General features: G+C 71.1%; 15 protein-coding genes. 4 read left to right on the top strand and 11 right to left on the bottom strand.

Annotated features, from left to right (window positions below; genetic code table 11):
• Positions 1 to 431: 431 nt before the first annotated feature.
• The 4 genes from ACZ6YG_RS16035 to ACZ6YG_RS16020 all read right to left on the bottom strand — a co-directional run bounded on the left by ACZ6YG_RS16035 (position 432) and on the right by ACZ6YG_RS16020 (position 3788).
• Positions 432 to 857 (bottom strand): hypothetical protein, encoded by a 426-nt coding sequence (locus tag ACZ6YG_RS16035; RefSeq protein ID WP_466018412.1) that lies wholly within the window; start codon positions 855 to 857, stop codon positions 432 to 434.
• Positions 854 to 991: a hypothetical protein gene (locus ACZ6YG_RS16030; protein ID WP_222708946.1), complete on the bottom strand. Its 138-nt coding sequence runs from the start codon at positions 989 to 991 to the stop codon at positions 854 to 856. The genes ACZ6YG_RS16035 and ACZ6YG_RS16030 overlap by 4 nt, the downstream gene beginning before the upstream one ends.
• A gap of 140 nt (positions 992 to 1131) precedes the next feature.
• Positions 1132 to 2583 (bottom strand): group II intron reverse transcriptase/maturase, encoded by a 1452-nt coding sequence (ltrA, locus tag ACZ6YG_RS16025; protein ID WP_466018411.1) that lies wholly within the window; start codon positions 2581 to 2583, stop codon positions 1132 to 1134.
• 500 nt (positions 2584 to 3083) lie between these two features.
• Complete coding sequence (locus ACZ6YG_RS16020; RefSeq protein ID WP_466018410.1) at positions 3084 to 3788, bottom strand: IS5 family transposase; 705 nt, start codon at positions 3786 to 3788, stop codon at positions 3084 to 3086.
• A gap of 391 nt (positions 3789 to 4179) precedes the next feature.
• Between ACZ6YG_RS16020 and ACZ6YG_RS16015 the strand changes: the two genes are divergently transcribed.
• Both ACZ6YG_RS16015 and ACZ6YG_RS16010 read left to right on the top strand, forming a co-directional pair.
• The gene (locus ACZ6YG_RS16015) at positions 4180 to 5403 is read left to right on the top strand and encodes a coiled-coil domain-containing protein (RefSeq protein WP_148031683.1); all 1224 of its coding nucleotides are present in this window, start codon (positions 4180 to 4182) and stop codon (positions 5401 to 5403) included.
• 54 nt (positions 5404 to 5457) lie between these two features.
• Positions 5458 to 5703 carry a DUF4158 domain-containing protein gene (locus ACZ6YG_RS16010; RefSeq protein WP_466018409.1) on the top strand — a complete coding sequence of 82 codons (246 nt, stop codon included), beginning with the start codon at positions 5458 to 5460 and terminating at the stop codon, positions 5701 to 5703.
• An 80-nt stretch (positions 5704 to 5783) separates the two neighbouring features.
• Here the strand turns inward: ACZ6YG_RS16010 and ACZ6YG_RS16005 are convergent, their stop codons facing one another.
• From ACZ6YG_RS16005 to ACZ6YG_RS15990, 4 genes are all read right to left on the bottom strand, one after another.
• Positions 5784 to 8300 (bottom strand): excinuclease ABC subunit UvrA, encoded by a 2517-nt coding sequence (locus tag ACZ6YG_RS16005; protein WP_466018408.1) that lies wholly within the window; start codon positions 8298 to 8300, stop codon positions 5784 to 5786.
• 171 nt (positions 8301 to 8471) lie between these two features.
• Positions 8472 to 9002: a pyridoxamine 5'-phosphate oxidase family protein gene (locus ACZ6YG_RS16000; RefSeq protein ID WP_466018407.1), complete on the bottom strand. Its 531-nt coding sequence runs from the start codon at positions 9000 to 9002 to the stop codon at positions 8472 to 8474.
• 320 nt (positions 9003 to 9322) lie between these two features.
• The gene (locus ACZ6YG_RS15995; RefSeq protein WP_364236169.1) at positions 9323 to 9958 is read right to left on the bottom strand and encodes a transcriptional regulator; all 636 of its coding nucleotides are present in this window, start codon (positions 9956 to 9958) and stop codon (positions 9323 to 9325) included.
• Positions 9955 to 10350: a DNA-binding protein gene (locus tag ACZ6YG_RS15990; RefSeq protein WP_364236167.1), complete on the bottom strand. Its 396-nt coding sequence runs from the start codon at positions 10348 to 10350 to the stop codon at positions 9955 to 9957. Before ACZ6YG_RS15990 ends, ACZ6YG_RS15995 begins: the two co-directional genes overlap by 4 nt.
• Before the next feature lie 57 nt (positions 10351 to 10407).
• Between ACZ6YG_RS15990 and ACZ6YG_RS15985 the strand changes: the two genes are divergently transcribed.
• Together ACZ6YG_RS15985 and ACZ6YG_RS15980 are read left to right on the top strand one after the other, a co-directional pair.
• Positions 10408 to 11616 (top strand): PEP/pyruvate-binding domain-containing protein, encoded by a 1209-nt coding sequence (locus ACZ6YG_RS15985; protein WP_466018406.1) that lies wholly within the window; start codon positions 10408 to 10410, stop codon positions 11614 to 11616.
• Between the two features lie 54 nt (positions 11617 to 11670).
• Positions 11671 to 12273, top strand: a complete 603-nt coding sequence (locus ACZ6YG_RS15980) for a histidine phosphatase family protein (RefSeq protein ID WP_466018405.1) — start codon at positions 11671 to 11673, stop codon at positions 12271 to 12273.
• Positions 12274 to 12286: 13 nt separating this feature from the next.
• Here the strand turns inward: ACZ6YG_RS15980 and ACZ6YG_RS15975 are convergent, their stop codons facing one another.
• From ACZ6YG_RS15975 to ACZ6YG_RS15965, 3 genes are read right to left on the bottom strand one after another with little or no spacing between them, the layout of a single operon-like run.
• Positions 12287 to 12997, bottom strand: coding sequence for a VOC family protein (locus ACZ6YG_RS15975; RefSeq protein ID WP_466018404.1), 711 nt, complete (start codon positions 12995 to 12997; stop codon positions 12287 to 12289).
• Between the two features lie 39 nt (positions 12998 to 13036).
• On the bottom strand, positions 13037 to 14773 hold the full coding sequence (locus ACZ6YG_RS15970) for an ABC transporter ATP-binding protein (protein ID WP_466018403.1): 1737 nt from the start codon (positions 14771 to 14773) through the stop codon (positions 13037 to 13039).
• Positions 14770 to 16548, bottom strand: a complete 1779-nt coding sequence (locus ACZ6YG_RS15965; RefSeq protein ID WP_466018402.1) for an ABC transporter ATP-binding protein — start codon at positions 16546 to 16548, stop codon at positions 14770 to 14772. Before ACZ6YG_RS15965 ends, ACZ6YG_RS15970 begins: the two co-directional genes overlap by 4 nt.
• Between the last annotated feature and the right edge of the window lie 2 nt (positions 16549 to 16550).

Below are 16550 nucleotides of genomic sequence, written 5' to 3'. Positions count from 1 at the left end.
CCTGGCCAACCTCACCTCCTATCAGCACAGCGGTGCTGATAGGAGACCCGCTGTCCGGTATGCGGCCTCCTACTGGCTACCCACCGGCTGAGCCATCCTCGGCCAGCTCCTGCCCCCCGGTGCCTCCAGCAGCTTGGCCCGTGCCGACAGCTTCTTCGACCGCGCCGGAGCCGGTGCCCCCGCCCTGGCTGCCTAGGGTCTTGGCCGGCCTGCTGCTCATCCTCATCGCCGACCGCCGCACCACCCGCACCTCGCAACACGCGACGCTCGCCAGTCCCGCTCCAGCTCATCATAGGCAAGACCCGGCACAAGAACCCCCGCACCGCCATGCGCTACGTCAAACCCGGAGCTGAGAGGGCGGTTCGATAGTTGATGCCCCTTTCGCCGTTGCGATCGGGTGAGGCGGGCTGGTCAAGTGACTCGTAGCGGAGCTACGGACGCGGCTGAGCGAACAACCCCGGCTCGGATTCGACGAGGACGCCCTTGCTGACCAGACGCTTGAGCTTGGACCGGACGTTCTCGATGTTCTTGGCCACGATGGGCAGGTCCAGCGCCAGGCAGAGATCACGGGCCCGCATGGGCTGGGCGACATCGGCGAAGATGGCGAGAATCTGCTGGTAGACGGGATGGCCAGGCAGTTCGGCAGGCGGTGCGGCCGCCGTGGCGTCCGGCTCGTCTGCGAGGGACAGCAGGGTCTTGCGGGTGATCCGCAGATGATCGAGAGCTTCATCGAGTTCGCGGAGGCGCGCGGTGAGGTCGTTGATCAAGCTGCGGGTCTGCTCGGCCTCGCCGGTCAGGGCCGCCTCGCGCGCGTCGATCCTGCTGAGCAGCCACGCGCCGGGGTCCGGGGCGCTCACGTGGTTCGCCAGGCGGGAGTGGAAGGGCCGGTCAGCCGGCGGCTCATCACGTCGGTCATCGCCCAGTACACCCGTGACTCGGAGCTGGCCTGATCGTGTTCGTAGTCGCGTACCAGGCGCCGGTGCAGGGACATCGTGCCGTAGGTGTCGAGTCGGCTTGAGGCGCGGTGTTCAGATTTCTCTGACCCCGTTTCCTCAAGCCGCTCGCCGAACCGGACGTGCGACTCTCACCGCATCCGGCTCTCCACGGGTTGCTGCCGCTGGATCGATGATCTTATGCAGCCCAGGGTGTCGAGATGTTCAGCCCGCGCCAGCGGTAGCGGGTGACCGCCACTGCGGCGATGTTGAACAACTCGACTCCGTCCAGAGCGATCTGCCGCCAGCTCTGAGGGCCTTTGAACTGTCGACGCAAGGCCGTCCACGTCATGCGCCGCCGATAGGTGATCATGTTGACCACTCGCCACCACACGAACGAACGCAAGGCGTTGAACGTGTGCTTGGCGACGGCGTGCTTGAAGTAGTTGGCCCAGCCGCGCAGGATCTGGTTGATCCTCGACAGCACGGCGGCGAACGGGACCTGCGACCTCCTGTGGGTCAGTGCTCTGATCTTTCGTTTCAGCTCGCGGACCGGCTTGTCTGCGATGAAGGTGTAGACGTAGCACTTGTCCGTTCCTCGTTTGAGCATCCACTTGATGTGGAAGCCGAGGAAGTCGAACCCGTCGGCCATATGCACCACGCGTGTCTTGGACGGCGACAAGCGCAGCCCGAGCGGGGCAAGAACCTCGTTGATCTCCGTCCGCAACGCCTCGACATGGTGGCGTTCACCCCTGACCAGCACGACGAAGTCGTCCGCGTAGCGCACGATCCGCCAGTTGGGCAGGTTCTTGGCCACCCGCGTGAAGCGTCGGGAGTCGCTGGACATCGTCCCGCCCGGCTTCCACGGTCCCATCATGTGCTCGTCGAGCACGGACAGAGCGATGTTAGCCAGCAGCGGGGAAAGGATTCCGCCTTGCGGGGTGCCGGTCGCGGACGGCTCCATCAGTCCGGTCTCCCGCAAGATCCCGGCCTTCAGGAACGCCTTGACCAGGGCAAGCACGCGGTTGTCCTTGACCCGTGCGCGCACCCGGGCCATCAGGGCCCTGTGGTCGATCGAGTCGAAGCACGCCTCGATATCCGCGTCCAGGACCTGGCGGTAGCCTTGAGTGCCCCAGAAGTGGATCTCGGCGATCGCGTCGTGTGCCCTCCGGCCAGGCCGAAACCCGTAGGAGACAGACTCGAAGTCAGCCTCGAAGATGGGTTCCAGCACCAGTTTCAGCGCTGCTTGGACCACGCGGTCGGCCACGGTCGGGATGCCGAGACTCCTCAGCTTCCCGCCGTGCTTGGGAATCGTCCGCTCGCGCACCGGCAGCGGACGGAACCTCTGCTGCCGCAACTGCTCACGCATCTCGTCCAGGAACGCATCCACGCCCACCTGCTCGGCGATGGAGCGGACCGTAGCCCGGTCCATCCCGGCAGTGCGGGCACCGGTGTTGCCGGCGACCCGGTCCCACGCCATCGCGAGGAACCTGCGGTCGCATACCAGGTGGTATAGATCATCGAAGCGGTAGCCGGGATCGGCCACCGCCCAGCGGTGCAGTTTGGTCTGCATCTCCCGTACCCGCAGCGGACGCACCAGCGGCGCGTCGCACTGCGCGGCCGGGATCTCCACCCCGGCGTCTTCGAGCATTGCAGTCCCCTTCTACTCGTAACCCGCTGCCGCCCTTCGCCATGTGCGCGGCTTTCCCGCGCTCGGACTACTACGGCGGCTCCGCCCCGTCCCGGCCCGGTCGGCCGACGGTGGGCCCAGCCCGAATCTCCGCGCCGGATGCGCGGCCCGTGGCGGAACCGGGACGGTTCCCGTGTTCACTTGTGATCGCTTGTCGGAGGAGGCGCCCGGCTATGCCCCGGCGGCATCGCCACGGCTACGCCGCAGGCCTTCACCGTGGCCTTGCACGGCAGCGAACAAGACCACCGCGCAAGTCGCTCGCCCGAGAACGAGGCGAGCGTGCACCACTCCCAGCCCAGATCCGCCAGGTTCGAGCTGGTGGGATTCGTTACGAGGCTTCACACACCGGTTTCTCGCGTACACCTCTCCGTCACGCTCGCCGGGCACACGGCCATCTGGCAGTACTGGCCCCGCCCCGGCTTTGTCAGGGCTGCTTCTCACCCTCCCCGGCACCTCCCGGGTCAGGCTGCCCTCAGCTTCAACCCCACTGCTGCGACAGCGGGTTGGTGCAGGTCTTTCACCTCCACTCGATCAACAAGCGCCTCACGGCGCACCTGCTCCACCACCCACCGCTTGGGCTGGGGGACGAACCCGGCATCGGCGGGATTCCGCTCGACGATCTTCACGTTGATGCCGTGGGTGGCGCCGTGGGCGACCACCGCGTTCTTGAATCCCTGGTCGACCAGGGCGGTGCGGACGCTGCCGGGCGGGGTGGCGGCGGCGACCCGGTCCAGCAGCGCGGTGCCGATGGCGTTGTCGTGGATCGAAGCTGCCGCGACCACCACCGCGATGACCAGGCCGAGCACGTCCACGGCCAGCCCGCGCTTGCGACCCGGTACCTTCTTGGCCGCGTCCCGGCCGGTGGTGGCTTTCGGGACGCCGGCCGCGGCGCGCACGCTTTGGGTGTCGAGCACGACCAGGCTGGGGTCGGCTAATCGCCGGTTGTTCTCCCGTACCTGGAAGCGCAGCAGGTCGTGGATGGTCTTGTCGGTGCCGTCTTTCCGCCAGGCGGTGTAGTAGTACATGACCGCGCTGCGCGGTGGCAGGTCATGGGGCAGCAAGTTCCACTGGCAGCCGGTCCGGCTCTGGTACAGGATCGCGTTGACGATCTCCCGCATCTGGTATTTGCCCTGGTGGCCGCTGACCGAGGGTGCGCGGCCTTCCACGCCGTGATCACCGGCTCGATCAGGGCCCACCGCTCATCGGATAAGTCCGTCGCGTACGGCTTGCGTTCACTCACCCGGCTATCTCAGCACGTCCACGCTCACCAGCCGGGCGTAACGCTACAGATTCACTCGATCACACTACGACATCACGGGCATAGGCTCACGGATCGTCCTCTGAAAGGGTGTGGCGAACGTCCATGAAATTTAAGTGGCTGGTCCCAGGTCCCACTGTGGCGATGCATCTGAAGATGTATTGGCCATGGAGGGAGTCTCGGATAGTTACTTGCGGGAATGTTGCCTTCTCGCAAGTAACCTGTGCTCGTCTCGTACGCAACAGAACCGATTTTATGAATACTGTTTTCCAGAAAATCAATAATGCTAGGATGCTGGCGTGACGGAAACCGACGTGGTGGTGACGCCGTGCAAGCACTGCGGGGCGCCGATCGAGCAGAGGCGGGGGAGAGGGAGGCCGAAGGAATACTGTCCCGACGGTGACTGCCAGGCCGCCGCGAAACGGGAGCGGGAGTTGCGGCGGGCCACGCCCGGGCTGGAAGGGGCGCTGGCCAGGGCCGAGCAGTTGTACGAGCGTATGGAGAGCGGTCTGTCGGCGGCCATCGAGCCGCTGGCCAGGGCGCTGGCCGACGAGCTGAGCCCGGCGGGGGTCGAGGCGCGGATCAGTGCCGTTCAGGCCGAGGCCCACACCCGGGTGGCCATCGCGCGTACCGAGAGGGAGCAGGCGTTCGAGCAGGTGCGGCTGGCCCGTGAGGCGGCCGAGCATGCGCGGCGGCAGGCCCAGGAGATGCGGGCGCGCACGGAGGAGGCCGAGGCCGAGCGCGACACCGCGCTCGCCGACGCCGAGCGGGCGCGCGAGCAGGCGCTGGCCGCGTTGCGGGAAGCGGCGAGCACCGAACGCCAGGCGCTCCAGGCGGCCGAGGAGGCGGGCCGGCGCGCGGAGGCGGCCGATCAGCGGGCCGAGGAGGCGCTCCGCCGGGTCGAGATGACCGAGCGGGCCCGCGACCAGGCGGTTCAGGAGCTGGCCGAGCGGGTGGAGGCGGCCGAGGTCAGGGCTGAGGAGGCGCGGGCGCAGACCGTACGGGCCGGTCAGGACGTCGAGCGGGCGGTGGCGGAGCGTGATCGCGCCCGTGAGGAGACGGCGGCGGCCGTGCGCGCCCGTGAGCAGGCCGAACGGGACGTCGCGGGGGCGCTGGCCCGGGCGGAGGCGGCGGGGCAGGAGCGTGACCGGGCCGTCGCGCGTGCCGAGAGCGCCGAGCGCTCGGCCGCGGCGGCCGAGCGGGAGCGGGCCATCGCCCTGAACGAGGCCGCCGTTGCCAGGCAGGCGGCCGAGCAGGCGCGCGCGACGGCGGACGTCGAGGTGGCGCGGGCGCGCAAGGCCGCGGAGACGGAGACGGCCAAGGTCGAGAAGAGTGTGCGGCGGGAGCGGGAGCGGGTCGAGAAGGAGGCCGCCGCCGCGGTGCGGCAGCGTGACCAGGCGCTGCTGGAGCTGCGGGTGGAGCGGTCGAGGCTGGAGGACGTGCGTGCCGAGCTGGAGGCGGCCCGCGCCGAGGCCGCGCAGTTGCGGGAACGGGCGGTCGCGGCGGAGCTGCGGCTCGGCTGAGAGCGTCTTCGCCGCCAGGAGCCGGGCCACTGCCATGAGCCCGAGCGGCTCGGCGTGATCGCCGAATCGCGCCAGGACTCCCATCGCCTGGGCGTGGCCGTCCAGATCTGGACGATCCGGTACAAAGGGCTTCCGATAGCGGTGCCGTGGCCGGTGGTGGACTATCTGGCCGAGCAGCTGAGGTCGCAGGTCAAGAGGTACGGCGAGCGGCTGGATACGGCGTATGGGCACGCGTGGACGGGACGCCTAAGGCTACCGGCAGCGGCAGGACGTGCATCGGCGGATCAACAAGCTGGGTGAGGTCCAGGTGCACGCCGCCGGACGGGAAACCCCCTTGGGGGTGCCGCTCCACCACCAGCGGCCGCACCGCGCCTCGCCCCTCAGCAGCGCGCGTCTTCTTGCACTTCCAGGAGCGGCAGGCCCGCCGCGTACCGACGGAAGAAACCGGCGGTCGGGGTGTCCGCGGTCGCGACGGCGTCCGGGGTGCCCTCCGCGATCACCGCGCCCCCATCTGGACCGGCTCCCGGCCCCAGGTCGATCACCCAGTCCGCGGACGCGGCGACGGGGATGTCGTGTTCGGCCACGACGACGGTGTTGCCCGAGTCGAGCAGCACGTCGAGCGCGTCCACCACCCGCTGGATGTCGGACGGGTGCAGGCCCGAGACGGGTTCGTCGAGGACGACGAGGCCCGCCTTGCGGCCTGCGGCGCCGCGCTGGATAGCGGAGGCCAGCCTCAGCCGCTGCGCCTCACCGCCGGACAGCTCTGTGGCGCTCTGGCCGAGCTGGAGATAGCCGAGTCCGACCTGGTTCAAGGCTCCCAGGGTCTCCGCGAGTTGCCGGGGCTGGGAGAACCGCTCCACAGCCTCGGCGACGGTCAGCTCCAGCACCTGATCGATGGCCAGCCCTTGATACCTGATCTCCAGAGCCTCCGGCTTGTAGCGTCGGCCCTCGCACGCGTCGCAGACCACCCACACATCCGGCAGGAAGTGCATGTCGACCAGCTTGCGGCCATAACCGGTGCAGGTTTCGCAACGGCCGCCGCCCGCGGTGTTGAAGCTGAACCAGGAGGCATTGACGCCGCGTCCGCGCGCCACGTCGGTCTCGGCGAACAGCTTGCGGACCAGGTCGAACGCCTTGCTGTAGGTGGCCGGGTTGGAGCGCGGCGTCCGCCCGAGTGGTTCCTGATCGACGACGGCGACCCAGTCGAACCCTTCCAGGCCGATCACCTGCTGCACCGTGTCGGTCATCGTCCCGTTCAGGGCGGCCTCCACACTCACCGCGAGCGCGCCGAGCAGGCTGCTCTTGCCGCTGCCGCTCACCCCGGTCAGGCAGGTGAGCCGACCGGCGGGGATACGCACCAGGTCGGCGGTCAGATTGTGGGCGCGCAGGCCGTGCAGCTCCACCCAGCGGGTTCCGTCACCGATCGGACGGCGGGTCCGACGCAGCCGCGGCCCCTCACCGGCCAGATAGCGTCCGGTCAGCGACGCCGGGTGGGCGGCCACGTCGGCGGGAGGTCCCGACACCAGGATCTCACCGCCGAGGCGGCCGGCACCGGGCCCCATATCGATCACCCAGTCGGTCCGGGCGATCAGTTCGGGGTCGTGCTCGACCAGGAGCACCGTGTTGCCGGCCTTGCGCAGCTCCAGGGCGATGTCGAGCAGGTGCGCCTTGTCCGCCGGATGCAGCCCGGTCCCGGGCTCGTCCAGGACGAAGACGAGGCCGCTCAGCTCGGTACTGAGCTGAGCGGCGAGCCGGGTTCGCTGCAACTCACCCCCGGACAGCGTCGCCGCACTCCGCGACAGCTGGAGATGGGCCAGGCCGAGCCGGTCGAGGATCCCCAGCCTGCGGCCCAGGTCCTGCAGCAGCGGCTCACCCACCTCGCGCCGCCGGGCGTCCAGGTCGTCCGCCACGCGCCTCGCCCAGCTGCGCACCTCCCGGACCTCTACCTCGATCAGGTCGGGATAGGTGAACCCGCCGAGCCGCACGGACCGGGCCACCTGGTCGTACCCGCTGCCACCGCAGGTGCCGCACGGCTGCTTGCGCATGTACGGCAGGTAGCGCTCCTTGGCGCTGGAGGTCTGGGCGTTCACGAACACCCGCTCCACCTCGGCGAGCGCGCCCCGCAGCGGCTGGCTGGAGGTGTAGGTCACCTGGGCCGTCTCGTTCTTGTTCGTCATGTCGACGGTGGCCTCGATCTTCTCCTCTCCCGTGCCGTACAGCACACAGCGACGGAACTCCTCAGGCAGCGACTGCCATGGCCGGCCGAGGTCCACTCCCCGCTTCTCGGCGAGGGCGGGCACGAACGCGTGTTCCCCCGACCGCCACTTCGCGTACCAAGGGGAGGCCCCCTCGAAGAGCGGAAGCTCCGGATGGGTGATGACCAGGTCCTCCTGCGCCTGCCAGCGCCCGCCCACCCCGTGGCAGTCCGAACAGCTCCCTTCCGGCGTATTGCGGTCGAAATGAGCGGTCGTCAGAGGCCCGTTCCCGTGTTCCGCCGGGTCGGCGCCGATCGCGGGAAGGCGCGAGTACAGCAGTCCCAGATGCCCGTCGATGCCGGTGATCGTGGCGACCGTGGACCGGGGGTTGCGGTTCAGACGGCGCTGGTCGACCGCGAGCGTCGCGCCGAGTCCCAGGATGCGGTCGACCTTCGGCCGATTGCGCTGGGTGATGTACTGCCGCACGAACGGCGAAAGTCCCTCCAGATACCGCAGCTGGGCCTCGTTGTGCAGGGTGTCGATGGCCAGCGAGGTCTTGCCGCTGCCGCTCACTCCGGTGAAGGCGATGAGCCGCCCCTTGGGTATGCTCACCGACACGTCCCGCAGATTGTTGGTACGAGCCCCCACCACCTTGATGGCTTCGCCGTCCACACTCACGACGTCCCGTACGAACGCAGTCAACCTTCGTCCATCCTCTCGCGACACAGCAGAGCATGGGCGGGCACGCACCCCACCCATGCCGAACAAACCGATCACGCCACTGCATGGCGGCGCTCGTCACCATGGCACTGAGCGGCCGCTTCACCAGGTCTCTCAGCACCTGGCCGGTCTCGATGCCGCCCGTGCCGCGTATCAGGACCGGGACGCCGCGGTGAGCTTGTCGGCGTCGGGGGCGTAGACGGTCATCCAGTGCGGACGCAGCCGGTAGTAGACCACGTCGTTGTCCCAGTCGAAGGAATCGTCGCCGTAGAAGCTCTTGAGGTAGGCGAGCAGGTCCGGCCAGCCCGCGTCCCGTTCGCCGTGCCGGGGGTTGAGGATCTCCACCGTGCCGTGGGTGAACACGCCCAGATCCTCCCCGCGCATGTGCGCGGCGCTGACGGCGGGACGGGCGGCGAGGTGGCGCGCCTTGGCGGCGCCGGGCGCCGTGCCGAAGTGCCACTTTCCGTGCAGGAAGTGCCCGTCCACACCGCTGATCCGCGGCTCGCCCTTCGCCGTCACGGTCGAGAGCGCGAGGGTGCACATGCCGGTGAGGACCTGGGTGAGCTGCTCCGCCGTCAGGGTGCGCTCGGTAGTGACGATCGAGCGCAGGTGCGAGGTGGAGCGGGAGAGCGAGGCGTCCAGGAGGGCCTGAAGCTCCTTGAGATCTTCTGGTGTTTCGCGCATTGCGGTCCTTGTCTGTCCGTGGTGCTCGGCCCGCGCCCACGTCGGTGCCGACCGGTGAACCCATGATTGGTCTCAAACCCGACGTCCTATGTCATGTTTTCCATCCGTCTTGAGGACGCCATCCCGGCGGCGATCACGGTGGCCAGGCCGTCCACGACCTTCGCGGCCTCAGTTGGTGAAGGTGATCAGCGGCCGGTCCGGCCGCGAGGGTGCTGCGCTCGCGCATCCCGGCACGGGCCGGATCAGGCTCCGGATGGCGGGCGATGAGCGGGTCGCGCACGTCGGCGAGCATCGCTCATCCATCGCGCGTACGGACTGGGTCAGGGGTGCGCGTTCCGGTCGAGGCCGAGTGTGGCGATGAGGTCTTCGTGGAGCTCGAACCAGACACGATGGCAGGAGTCGACGTCGGTGCGGTCGACCCAGGCTCCGTCCCCGGCCCGGGCGCGGGTGAGCGCGGCGGTGAAGCGGGTGTCGTATCCGCGCAGACGCGTCAGGACGTTCCCGAGCCGGTCGGCGAGCGGCGTGAGCGCGTGGCCGACGGCGGCGAGCTCGCGCAGCACCGCGGCGTCCCAGGCGGGGTCGGAGTGGTCGTTGGTCGCGAGCCGGTCGCCGGCGGCGGGCCGGAGCTGCCAGTCGGTGCAGGCTTGACGGAGGCGGCCGTTCAGCGGGAGGAACGCGCGGTAGACGGCCTGGACCTCCTCGGCGCCGCCGACGCGGGCGAGCTCGGCCGCGAGCAGGCGCTCGTTCTCGGCGCGGCCCCGCTCGGTCAGCGACCAGCCTCCGTCGCCGGCGAAGGAGGTGTGCGCGACCCAGCCGCGTGCCTCGGCGTCGAGCAGCGCCTCTTTCGTCTCGGCCGGGTCCAGCCCGTACCGCCGGGCGAGCACCGGCGTGTCGGCGAACCCGGTGATGCGCACGGCGTGCAGGACCAGGAGGTCCGGCGAGGAGTCGGGTGTCATGAGTCGGAGTCCTGTCGGGTCGTCAGGCGGATGTATCGCTGCTGGCACGCCTGCGGGGAGTTGAATCCCATCGCGTGCGCCATCTGCGCCCAGGTCAGCCCCGCGGCGCGGGCCGTGAACAACAGGCCCGATTCGAGTCCTTCGACCTCGGCGCGGGCGGCGGGCAGGAGGGCGAGCGCGCTCAGGATGCCCTCCGGCCCCAGGTCGGCGGAGCGCCAGAGGGCGAACTGCGCGAGGTCGACCGCCGACGGAGGGACGGGTGCGGGCCGCCACGGGCGGGCGCCGATCGCGTCCGCCCCCAGGCTCTGAAGATGCTCCCGCGCGTCCTGCTCGCGGCGCGCCTGGGCGTGGTCGTCGTGCGCGCCGCTACCGGGGTCGTGGTTGCGTGACATGCGCCTCATGCTCCACACTCAACGAAATGTTGTCAACTTTTCGTTGAAAGGGCGCTGATGATCGTACCCCTCAAGGAGGCCGTCGCCGAGACCTGCGGGGGCAAGGCCGGCGCGCTCGGCGCGTTGCTCCGCGCGGGCCGGCCGGTTCCCGACGGCTTCGTCGTCCCGTTCGCCGTCTACCGCGCCGCCGTCCACGACCTGGGCCTCGGCCGCCTGGACGGCGACGCGGCCCGGCGGGCGATCGAGGCGCGTCCCGTCCACGCGAGCGTGATCGACGCGCTGGGACACGGGCTCGGCGAGCTGGGCGATCCGCCCGTGGCGGTGCGGTCGTCGGCGGCGGGCGAGGACACCGGGCAGGCGTCGGCGGCCGGTCAGCACGAGAGCTTTCTCGCCGTGCGCGGGGCCGGCGACGCCGGCGATGCCGTACGTGCCTGCTGGGCCTCGCTGTTCTCGGCCCGCGCCATCGGCTACCGGTCCGCCGCCGAGCCGCCCGGTGATCTGGCCATGGCCGTCATCGTGCAACGTCATCTGGACGCCGAGGTGGCCGGGGTCATGTTCACCCCTGCGGACCCGGACGGCGCGACCGAGATCGAGGCGGCCTTCGGCCTCGGCCCGAGCGTCGTCGGGGGCACGGTCACCCCCGACTCCTACCGCGTCGCCGCGGACGGACCGGTCACCCGCACCGTCGCGGACAAACGCACGCGCCTCGACCGGCGCGGCGCGCGGCTCGTCACCCGCGACGTGCCCGCCCGTACGCGGGATCGACCGGCGATCGACGACGCGACCGCCACCCGGCTGGCCGAGCTCGGCAAGGAGATCGCCGCCGTACTCGGCGGGCCGCAGGACGTCGAGTGGGCGATCGCCGGCGGCCGCGTCTGGGTTCTGCAGGCGCGGCCGGTCACCGCGACGCCCCCGCCACCGGCGTCTTCCGGCGCCCCGGCCGGCGCGCTCACCGGGACCCCGGGCAGCCACGGGACCGTGACCGGCACCGCGAGGGTCGTCCGCGGCCCCGGCGACTTCGCGCGGGTACGGCCGGGCGACATCCTCGTCTGCCCCTTCACCGACCCCGCCTGGACACCGCTGCTGCGCATCGCCGCCGGTGTCGTCACCGAGACCGGCGGCGTGCTCTCGCACGCGGCGATCGTCGCCCGCGAGCACGCCATCCCCGCCGTCCTCGGCGTCCGGGACGCGACGGGCAGCCTGCGCGACGGCGCCGTCATCACCGTCGACGGCACCGGCGGCACCGTCACGGCGACGGACGCGTGACAGGACCTTCCACCACAGAGAAAGGGGAAGCGGGCCGCGCGCCCGCGCCTGAACATGCCGACACGACACCTTTATCTGGCACGCCACGGCGCGGCCGACGCGTTCGGGGAACTCACCGGCATCGGCCGCCGGCAGGTGGAACTGCTGGGCGAACGGCTCGCCGGCCTCCCGGTCGGCGCCGTGTGGCACTCTCCGCTGTCACGCGCCGCGGCGAGCGCGCACGAACTCTCCCGGCATCTGCCGGACGTGCCCGTGGCCGAGGCCGCCGAACTCGTCGACCACGTGCCCTACGTGCCCGCCCCGGCCGAGACACCGCCGTCCTGGGCCGGCTTCTTCGACGGCTACGACGAGAGCGAGGCGGCCTCGGGCCACCGGCTGGCCGAGGCGCTGGTCGCCCGGTTCGCGAAGGCGCCCGAGAAGGCTCAGCCCGACACCCACGAGGTCCTGGTGACGCATGCCTACCAGATCGCCTGGCTGGTGCGGCACGCGCTGGACGCGCCGCCGTCGCGGTGGCTCGGGCTCAACAGCGCCAACACCGCGCTGACGGTCATCGAGTATCGGACCGGGCTTCCGCCCACGGTCGTGATGTTCAACGACATGAGCCATCTTCCGCCCGACCTGCGCTGGACCGGCTTTCCCGGCGGCGTGCGGCCGTGAGAGGTCCGCGCCGCTAGCGGGGGGTCAGCAGGCAGAACTCGTTGCCGTCGGGGTCGGCCATCAGCACCCGGCCGCCTTCGGGCCGGCCGGCGTCGAGCCGGGTCGCTCCGAGGGAGACGAGACGGTCGACCTCGGCGAGCTGATCCCCGTCCGCGGGCGGAGCGAGGTCGAAGTGGAGCCTGTTCTTCCCGTTCTTCGGCGCGACCGGCGGACCGCCCCAGGTGATCTTGGGGCCGCCGTGCGGCGAGCGGATCGCGGTCTCCTGGTCCTGGTCCCAGACCAGCGGCCAGTCCAGCGCCGCGCTCCAGAAGTATCCGACCTCCTGCGAGCCGTCGCACGCGAGCGCACCGATGAACCCGCAGTCGGCCAGGAACTTGTTGCCCGGCTCGATGACGCAGAACTCGTTGCCCTCGGGGTCGGCGAGCACCACGTGACCGTCGTCCGGGCTCTGCCCGATGTCGATGTGGCGGCCGCCGAGCTCGAGCGCCCTGGCCACCGTCCGCTCCTGCTCCTCGGAGGACTGGCTCGTCAGGTCGAAGTGGATCTGGTTCTCGGTGGTCTTCTTCTCCTGGGACGGAAGACACCGGATCTGGAACCCGGTGTCGTCGTTCGGCAGGAGCGTGACGCCGTCGTGCGTCTCCCAGCCCAGGATCTGGGCCCAGAAGCGTGCGAGACCTCGCGGGTCGTGCGCATCGAAGCAGAGCGCGATGAGCTGGGAAGGCATCCGGTGTCTCCAATCCGCCGACGCGTGACGGCGGCAACGCTAACCCGCCCGGCGACCGTGACGCCAACGAATATCCGGCGCGGTGGAGCCGTGCCAGAAGCCGGCGTAGCGGCCGCCGCGGCGCAGCAGTTCGTCGTGGCCGCCTTCCTCCACGATCCGGCCGCCGTCCAGGAAGACGACGCGGTCGGCCCGCTGGACGGTACGCAGCCGATGCGCCACCATCACCACCGTGCGGCCCGCCATCAGGCGTTCGACGCCCTCGTGCACGGCCGCCTCGTTGACCGGGTCCAGCGCCGAGGTCACCTCGTCCAGCAGCACGATCGGCGCGTCCTTCAGCAGGGCGCGCGCGATCGAGACCCGCTGACGCTCGCCGCCCGACAGCAGCGCGCCGCCCTCGCCGACCTTCGCCGCCCAGCCGCCGGGCAGCCGCTCGATCACCTCGTCCAGCCGCGCCGCCGTCGCCGCCGCCCGCAGCTCGGCCTCGCCGGCGTCGGGACGGCCGAGCCGTACGTTCTCCTCGATCGTGCCGTCGAAGAGGTAGACGTCCTGGAAGACGATGGCGATCCGCGACGTCAGCACCTCGGTGCCGACGTCGCGCACGTCGGCGCCTCCCACCCGCACCGCGCCCGCGTCCACGTCGTGGAACCGCGCGATCAGCTGCAGCAGGGTGCTCTTGCCCGCGCCCGACGGCCCGACGACGGCGAGCCGCTGTCCTTCCGGTACGGAGAGGGACAGGTCGTCGATCACCGTGCGGCCGTCCTGGCGGAAAGTGACGGAGTCGAACTCCAGGCCATGGTGCGCCGGCCGGACCGGGTCGGAGGCCTCCGGCAGCGGCTCGGTGCTCAGCACCGCGTCGAGCCTGCCCAGTTCGGCGCGCGCCGCGCGGAGCTTGCCGCCGAGGTCCGACAGCGACAGCAGCGGATCGGCGCAGCGGGCGGCGAGCACCAGGATCGCCAGGAGCTCGGCGGCGCCGATGTCCCCGCCGAGCGCGAGGTAGGCGCCCAGGGCCAGCAGCGCGGTGAACACCGCCTGGACCGTGAGCGTCAGCCCCAGCACGCCCGGCAGCGCCGACAGCACGGTGCGGCGGGAGGCGCGCTGGAGTTCACGCAGCGAGTCGTCCAGCAGCCGGAAGCGTTCGCCGGTCCGGCCGCCGGCCCGCAGCACCGGCTGGGCCTGGAGATACTCGATGACGCGCCCGGTGGCCTGGTGGCCGCGTTCGTGCCGCTCGGCGTCGGACGCGGCCATCGAGCGTCCCGTCCAGACCTGGATCGCCGCCACGACCGGGGCGGCGGCCAGCGCGGCCAGCCCCAGCCGCCAGTCGAAGCCGAGCATCACCACGATGATCGTCAGCGGGGTCACACAGGCCGAGACGTACGGCGCCAGCAGGTGCGCGAGCACCCCCATCGCCTCCAGGACGCCGCGGCTGGCCAGCACCGGCACCTCGCCGACGCGGGCGCCGCCGTACCAGCCGATGGGCAGCCGGGCCAGGTGGTCGCCGAGCCGGTGGAACATGCCGCGCAGCAGCACGGTCGCGCCGCGCATGCCGGACAGGTCGCTGAGGTAGCGCAGCACGGCGTAGACGGCGACCGCGGCCCCGAACGCGACCAGCCAGGGCCGGGCCCCGCCCGGATCGCCGCCGAACAGGGCGCGCAGCACCGGGACGAGCAGCCCGTAGGACAGGCCCTCCACCATCGCGGTCACCGTCATCAGGGCCACGGTGCGGCGCACCGGCCCGGCGTACTCGGGTCCCAGCACGCGCATCAGCATGCGGATCATCGAGGCTCTCCTCCTCGCGTCAGGGCGGTCGCCGACCGGTAGGTCCGCGAGAACGCGGCGAACTCCCCGTCCCGTGCCAGCAGCTCGGCGGGGCTTCCCCGCTCGACGATCACCCCGTCGTCCAGCATCACGATCGTGTCGGCGTCGGCGATGGTCTCCAGGCGGTGGGCGATGACCAGGATCGTCCGGTCGTCCTTCAGGGTCGCCAGCGCCCGGCGCACCGCCTGTTCGGTCCTCGGGTCGGCGAAGGCGGTCGCCTCGTCGAGCACCAGGACGGGCGCGTCGGCGAGCAGCGCGCGGGCGATCGAGATCCGCTGGGCCTCGCCGCCCGACAGCCCGGCCTCCTCGCCGATGACCGTGTCGTATCCGCGAGGCAGCTCGAGGATCCGGTCGTGGATGTCCGCCAGCCGGGCGGCGCGGACCACGTCGTCGAAGCCGGCCTGCGGGACCGCCAGCGCGATGTTGTCCGCCACCGAGGCGCGCAGCAGCCGGACGTCCTGGAAGACGAAGGACACCATCCGGTAGAGGTCCCGGCTGCCGATCTCGCGCAGATCGACGCCGCCGAGGGTGACCGACCCGCCGGTCGGGTCGTAGAACCGGGGCAGCAGCTGGACCAGCGTGGACTTCCCGCTTCCCGACGGCCCGACGACCGCGGTGACCGTGCCGGGCTCCAGCACCAGGTCGATCCCGCGCAGCACCTCGCGGCCGGCTTCGTAGCCGAAGCGGACGTCACGCAGCTCCACGCGGTGCCCCCGGGGTGCGGCCGGGTGGACGGGCTCGGGCAGCGGCGGCACCGCGAGCACTTCCTTGATGCGGCCGACCGCGCGCCGGGCGGCCTGCATGTCGTCGAAGCCGTGGCCCAGAGCCGCCACCGGGGCGGTCAGGCCCAGCCCGAGCAGCAGGAAGGGCAGCAGGTCTGCCGGGGGCAGGTCACCGGAGGTGATCAGGGCCGCGCCGCCGGCCAGCACGGCCAGCAGCACGAACGGCGGCGACAGCGCCAGCTGCATGCCCGCGGCGATCACCGACATGCCGCGCACCCAGCGGAAGAAGACGGCGACGAACTCGTCCACGGCCGTCACGAACCTCCGGTGGGCGCGCTCGCCCGTGCCGAACGCCTTGACCACCGCGATGCCCCGCACGAACTCGACCACCGTGTTCGCGACGCGCCCCATGGCCGCGTCGAACGCCTTCTGCTCGCGCAGCCGGGCCGGGGTCATCATCAAGGGCACCAGCGCCACCGCCAGCACCACCGGGACCAGCGTGATCAGGGTGAGCCGCCAGTCGACGGCGAACAGGTAGAGCAGCGACACCAGCGGCACCACGAAGGCGGCGACGAGCTCGCCGGGGGCGTGGGCGACGAACGGGTGCACGGCGCTCACGTCGTCGCCGACGACCTTCGCCAGCTCGCCCGTACGGCGCCGGGAGAACCAGCCGATCGGCACACGTCCCAGCCGCTCGGCCAGCCGCCGGCGGAACGCCAGCTGCACCCGGTCGTCGAGCAGATGTCCGATGCCGGACGACGCCGCGGTGAACACCAGCCGGACGAGCAGGCCGGCCGCGCCCGCGATCACCACGATCCGGACGTGGCCGTGATCGAGCGGGCCGGGCGAGAGCAGGGCGCGGCCCAGTTCGGCGACCGCCAGCAGCGGCGCCAGGCCCGCGACCGAGCCGATCACCTGCAGGACGACCACGGCGGCGAAACTTCCCAGGTAAGGGCGTAACAGCCCCACCGGTGGTGGCGCGGACCGCTGCCTCGTTGCGAGTTCGGGAGCCATGC

The organism is Nonomuraea sp. NPDC054003, from assembly GCF_055585125.1.
The sequence above is the reverse complement of the archived record's forward strand: the minus strand, read 5'-3'. Positions and strand labels throughout refer to the sequence as shown.

Bases quoted from the DNA above. Each gene is read 5' to 3' on its own strand.
- ACZ6YG_RS15985 (WP_466018406.1), top strand. From the start codon at position 10,408: ATGATCGTACCCCTCAAGGAGGCCGTCGCCGAGACCTGCGGGGGCAAG.
- ACZ6YG_RS15970 (WP_466018403.1), bottom strand. From the start codon at position 14,773: ATGATCCGCATGCTGATGCGCGTGCTGGGACCCGAGTACGCCGGGCCG.
- ACZ6YG_RS15980 (WP_466018405.1), top strand. From the start codon at position 11,671: ATGCCGACACGACACCTTTATCTGGCACGCCACGGCGCGGCCGACGCG.
- ACZ6YG_RS16000 (WP_466018407.1), bottom strand. From the start codon at position 9,002: ATGCGCGAAACACCAGAAGATCTCAAGGAGCTTCAGGCCCTCCTGGAC.
- ACZ6YG_RS16030 (WP_222708946.1), bottom strand. From the start codon at position 991: ATGTCCCTGCACCGGCGCCTGGTACGCGACTACGAACACGATCAGGCC.
- ACZ6YG_RS15975 (WP_466018404.1), bottom strand. From the start codon at position 12,997: ATGCCTTCCCAGCTCATCGCGCTCTGCTTCGATGCGCACGACCCGCGA.
- ACZ6YG_RS15990 (WP_364236167.1), bottom strand. From the start codon at position 10,350: ATGTCACGCAACCACGACCCCGGTAGCGGCGCGCACGACGACCACGCC.
- ACZ6YG_RS15995 (WP_364236169.1), bottom strand. From the start codon at position 9,958: ATGACACCCGACTCCTCGCCGGACCTCCTGGTCCTGCACGCCGTGCGC.
- ltrA (WP_466018411.1), bottom strand. From the start codon at position 2,583: ATGCTCGAAGACGCCGGGGTGGAGATCCCGGCCGCGCAGTGCGACGCG.
- ACZ6YG_RS15965 (WP_466018402.1), bottom strand. From the start codon at position 16,548: ATGGCTCCCGAACTCGCAACGAGGCAGCGGTCCGCGCCACCACCGGTG.